Origin of the sequence: Micromonospora sp. CPCC 205739, assembly GCF_036906795.1 — a bacterium.
In the GTDB taxonomy this organism is placed as follows: Bacteria; Actinomycetota; Actinomycetes; order Mycobacteriales; family Micromonosporaceae; genus Micromonospora.
The window spans coordinates 1-5,369 of the sequence record NZ_JBAKHS010000046.1 but is presented as its reverse complement, the minus strand read 5'-3'; the positions used below and the strand labels follow the sequence as shown (position 1 = coordinate 5,369).

Annotated in this window: 3 rRNA genes; all 3 read right to left on the bottom strand. The window is 57.7% G+C overall.

Features of this window, described 5'->3' with window-relative positions:
• Positions 1 to 2 precede the first annotated feature (2 nt).
• Positions 3 to 119 (bottom strand): 5S ribosomal RNA (gene rrf, locus V6U88_RS30055).
• Between the two features lie 92 nt (positions 120 to 211).
• Positions 212 to 3,322, bottom strand: a 23S ribosomal RNA gene (locus tag V6U88_RS30050).
• Between the two features lie 374 nt (positions 3,323 to 3,696).
• Positions 3,697 to 5,213 (bottom strand): 16S ribosomal RNA (locus V6U88_RS30045).
• The 16S, 23S and 5S rRNA genes sit together here, the layout of an rRNA operon.
• Positions 5,214 to 5,369 lie beyond the last annotated feature (156 nt).

Here is a 5,369-nt window from a genome sequence, read left to right as displayed (position 1 = left end):
TTGTCCGGCGGTGTCCTACTCTCCCACACCCTCCCGAGTGCAGTACCATCGGCGCTGGAGGGCTTAGCTTCCGGGTTCGGAATGTTACCGGGCGTTTCCCCTCCGCCATGACCGCCGTAACTCTATCGACATGTCAAACAACTCAACCAGCAATGCTTTGCTGGGTGTTGTTCGTTTGTCGGGAGTTGCACAGTGGACGCGTAGCAGCTTTGTAGTCAAGTCCTCGGCCTATTAGTACCGGTCAACTGAACCCGTTACCGGGCTTACATTTCCGGCCTATCAACCCAGTCGTCTAGCTGGGGGCCTTACCCATCCAAAGGATGGTGGGATACCTCATCTTGAAGCGAGCTTCCCGCTTAGATGCTTTCAGCGGTTATCCCTTCCGAACGTAGCTAACCAGCCGTGCCCCTGGCGGGACAACTGGCACACCAGAGGTTCGTCCGTCCCGGTCCTCTCGTACTAGGGACAGCCCTTCTCAAGTATCCTACGCGCACGGCGGATAGGGACCGAACTGTCTCACGACGTTCTAAACCCAGCTCGCGTACCGCTTTAATGGGCGAACAGCCCAACCCTTGGGACCTGCTACAGCCCCAGGATGCGACGAGCCGACATCGAGGTGCCAAACCATCCCGTCGATATGGACTCTTGGGGAAGATCAGCCTGTTATCCCCGGGGTACCTTTTATCCGTTGAGCGACACCGCTTCCACTCGCAAGTGCCGGATCACTAGTCCCGACTTTCGTCCCTGCTCGACCTGTCAGTCTCACAGTCAAGCTCCCTTGTGTACTTGCACTCAACACCTGATTGCCAACCAGGCTGAGGGAACCTTTGGGCGCCTCCGTTACCCTTTAGGAGGCAACCGCCCCAGTTAAACTACCCACCAGACACTGTCCCTGAACCGGATAACGGTCCGAAGTTAGATACCCAAATCAACCAGAGTGGTATTTCAAGATTGCCTCCACCCATACTGGCGTATGGACTTCACCGGCTCCCACCTATCCTACACAAGCTAATTCGGATACCAATGTCAAGCTATAGTAAAGGTCCCGGGGTCTTTCCGTCCTGCCGCGCGTAACGAGCATCTTTACTCGTACTGCAATTTCGCCGGGCCTGTGGTTGAGACAGTGGGGAAGTCGTTACGCCATTCGTGCAGGTCGGAACTTACCCGACAAGGAATTTCGCTACCTTAGGATGGTTATAGTTACCACCGCCGTTTACTGGCGCTTAAGTTCTCCGCTTCGCCCCGAAGAGCTAACAGGTCCCCTTAACGTTCCAGCACCGGGCAGGCGTCAGTCCATATACATCGAATTACTTCTTCGCATGGACCTGTGTTTTTAGTAAACAGTCGCTTCCCCCTGCTCTCTGCGGCCATACAACGCTCCACCCGCGCGGGGCTTCACGTCTCCGGCCCCCCTTCTCCCTAAGTTACGGGGGCAATTTGCCGAGTTCCTTAACCACAGTTCGCCCGATCGCCTCGGTATTCTCTACCTGACCACCTGTGTCGGTTTGGGGTACGGGCCGCTAAGAACTCGCTAGAGGCTTTTCTCGGCAGCATAGGATCACTGACTTCACCTGAATCGGCTCGGCATCACGTCTCAGCCTATGTGCACCACGGATTTGCCTATGGTGCGGCCTACACGCTTACCCCGGCACAACCACCGGCCGGGCTCAGCTACCTTCCTGCGTCACCCCATCGCTTGACTACTACCCGCCAGGTTCCCATGCTCCCCACCATTGACCCGAAGGTCGCCGGCGGTTCGGATGGTTAGCACAACGAGGTTCGTCAGGGTCGCTCTTTCGCGGGTACGGGAATATCAACCCGTTGTCCATCGACTACGCCTCTCGGCCTCGCCTTAGGTCCCGACTCACCCAGGGCGGATTAGCCTGGCCCTGGAACCCTTGGTCATCCGGCGGAAGGGTTTCTCACCCTTCTTTCGCTACTCATGCCTGCATTCTCACTCGTGCCGCGTCCACAGCTGGGTCACCCCGCTGCTTCACCCCCGGCACGACGCTCCCCTACCCATCCACACACCTGCACAAGGAATCAAGTCCAAGCGAGGTTGAAATGTGAATGCCACAGCTTCGGCGGTGTGCTTGAGCCCCGCTACATTGTCGGCGCGGAACCACTTGACCAGTGAGCTATTACGCACTCTTTAAAGGGTGGCTGCTTCTAAGCCAACCTCCTGGTTGTCTATGCGACCCCACATCCTTTTCCACTTAGCACACGCTTAGGGGCCTTAGCTGGTGATCTGGGCTGTTTCCCTCTCGACTACGAAGCTTATCCCCCGCAGTCTCACTGCCGCGCTCTCACTTACCGGCATTCGGAGTTTGGCTGATTTCGGTAAGCTTGTGGGCCCCCTAGACCATCCAGTGCTCTACCTCCGGCAAGAAACACGCGACGCTGCACCTAAATGCATTTCGGGGAGAACCAGCTATCACGGAGTTTGATTGGCCTTTCACCCCTAACCACAGGTCATCCCCCAACTTTTCAACGTTGGTGGGTTCGGCCCTCCACGCGGTCTTACCCGCGCTTCAGCCTGCCCATGGCTAGATCACTCCGCTTCGGGTCTAGAGCATGCGACTATATTCGCCCTATTCAGACTCGCTTTCGCTACGGCTCCCCCACACGGGTTAACCTCGCCACATGCCACTAACTCGCAGGCTCATTCTTCAAAAGGCACGCCGTCACCCCGCAAGGCTCCGACGGATTGTAGGCGAACGGTTTCAGGTACTATTTCACTCCCCTCCCGGGGTACTTTTCACCATTCCCTCACGGTACTCGTCCGCTATCGGTCACCAGGAAGTATTTAGGCTTACCAGGTGGTCCTGGCAGATTCACGGCAGATTTCAGGGGTCCGCCGCTACTCGGGAACACCCACAGAAGGTCAGCAACTTTCACCTACCGGACTCTCACCGCCTACGGTCAGCCTTTCCAGACTGTTCGGCTAGCCACTGACTTTGTAACTCCTCGAACAAGTGTCAGCTTGTTCAGCGGGGTCCCACAACCCCGACCACGCAACCCCTGACAGGTATCACACGCAGCCGGTTTAGCCTCAATCCGCTTTCGCTCGCCACTACTCACGGAATCACTATTTGTTTTCTCTTCCTACGGGTACTGAGATGTTTCACTTCCCCGCGTTCCCTCCATACACCCTATGTGTTCAGGTGCAGGTGACACCACATGACTGGTGCCGGGTTTCCCCATTCGGACACCCTGGGATCACAGCTTGGTTGACAGCTCCCCCAGGCCTATCGCGGCCTCCCACGTCCTTCATCGGCTCCTGGTGCCAAGGCATCCACCGTTCGCCCTTGACAACTTGACCACAAAGATGCTCGCGTCCACTGTGCAATTCTCAACAAACGACCAACCCACAACCCGATCCGCCCCACACCAAACCCGGCTCAACAGCCGGCGGTATGCGAGGCCAGGCCATGCCTGGCAGACTCCCGAGGCTTACCGCCTCGGACCAGTCTCTGAAAGACAACCATCGGTTGTTCTTTCAGGACCCAACAGGGTGCTATGCGCCTCCACTCAGCCGCACCAGGTCATCCGTTCCCACCACCGAAGCAGCTGTACTAGGTGATCCCGGCCGTTGCCGAGCACAAACTTGCCAGTGTCTCCGCCATATGAGCACCCCGCCATCGCATTCGGACGGCGCGGGCTCCTTGCACCCTTTCGGGTGAAGGTGCTCCTTAGAAAGGAGGTGATCCAGCCGCACCTTCCGGTACGGCTACCTTGTTACGACTTCGTCCCAATCGCCAGCCCCACCTTCGACGGCTCCCTCCCACAAGGGGTTGGGCCACCGGCTTCGGGTGTTGCCGACTTTCGTGACGTGACGGGCGGTGTGTACAAGGCCCGGGAACGTATTCACCGCAGCGTTGCTGATCTGCGATTACTAGCGACTCCGACTTCACGGGGTCGAGTTGCAGACCCCGATCCGAACTGAGACCGGCTTTTTGGGATTCGCTCCACCTCACGGTATCGCAGCCCATTGTACCGGCCATTGTAGCATGCGTGAAGCCCTGGACATAAGGGGCATGATGACTTGACGTCATCCCCACCTTCCTCCGAGTTGACCCCGGCAGTCTTCGATGAGTCCCCGCCATAACGCGCTGGCAACATCGAACGAGGGTTGCGCTCGTTGCGGGACTTAACCCAACATCTCACGACACGAGCTGACGACAGCCATGCACCACCTGTGACCGCCCCCGAAGGACCTCACATCTCTGCGAGTTTTGCGGCCATGTCAAACCCAGGTAAGGTTCTTCGCGTTGCATCGAATTAATCCGCATGCTCCGCCGCTTGTGCGGGCCCCCGTCAATTCCTTTGAGTTTTAGCCTTGCGGCCGTACTCCCCAGGCGGGGCGCTTAATGCGTTAGCTGCGGCACAGGGAACCGGAGAGGCCCCCCACACCTAGCGCCCAACGTTTACAGCGTGGACTACCAGGGTATCTAATCCTGTTCGCTCCCCACGCTTTCGCTCCTCAGCGTCAGTATCGGCCCAGAGACCCGCCTTCGCCACCGGTGTTCCTCCTGATATCTGCGCATTTCACCGCTACACCAGGAATTCCAGTCTCCCCTACCGAACTCTAGCCTGCCCGTATCGACCGCAGGCTTGGGGTTGAGCCCCAAGTTTTCACGGTCGACGTGACAAGCCGCCTACGAGCTCTTTACGCCCAATAAATCCGGACAACGCTCGCGCCCTACGTCTTACCGCGGCTGCTGGCACGTAGTTGGCCGGCGCTTCTTCTGCAGGTACCGTCACTTACGCTTCGTCCCTGCTGAAAGAGGTTTACAACCCGAAGGCCGTCATCCCTCACGCGGCGTCGCTGCATCAGGCTTCCGCCCATTGTGCAATATTCCCCACTGCTGCCTCCCGTAGGAGTCTGGGCCGTGTCTCAGTCCCAGTGTGGCCGGTCGCCCTCTCAGGCCGGCTACCCGTCGTCGCCTTGGTAGGCCATCACCCCACCAACAAGCTGATAGGCCGCGAGCCCATCCCAGGCCGAAAAACTTTCCACCACCAAACATGCGTCCGGAGGTCGTATTCGGTATTAGCCCCGGTTTCCCGGGGTTATCCCAAAGCCTAGGGCAGGTTGCTCACGTGTTACTCACCCGTTCGCCGCTCGAGTACCCCGAAGGGCCTTTCCGCTCGACTTGCATGTGTTAAGCACGCCGCCAGCGTTCGTCCTGAGCCAGGATCAAACTCTCCAACAAAAACTTGTTGAAAACATGTCCTGACAACAAAAGTGTTGCCAAAGGAATCCCAACCAACAGACCTTCCGAAAAAGGACTGCCAGTCCGGGGTATAAATCATAATTGGCACTGGCTTTACAAGCACCCTGTTGAGTTCTCAAAGAACAACCACACACC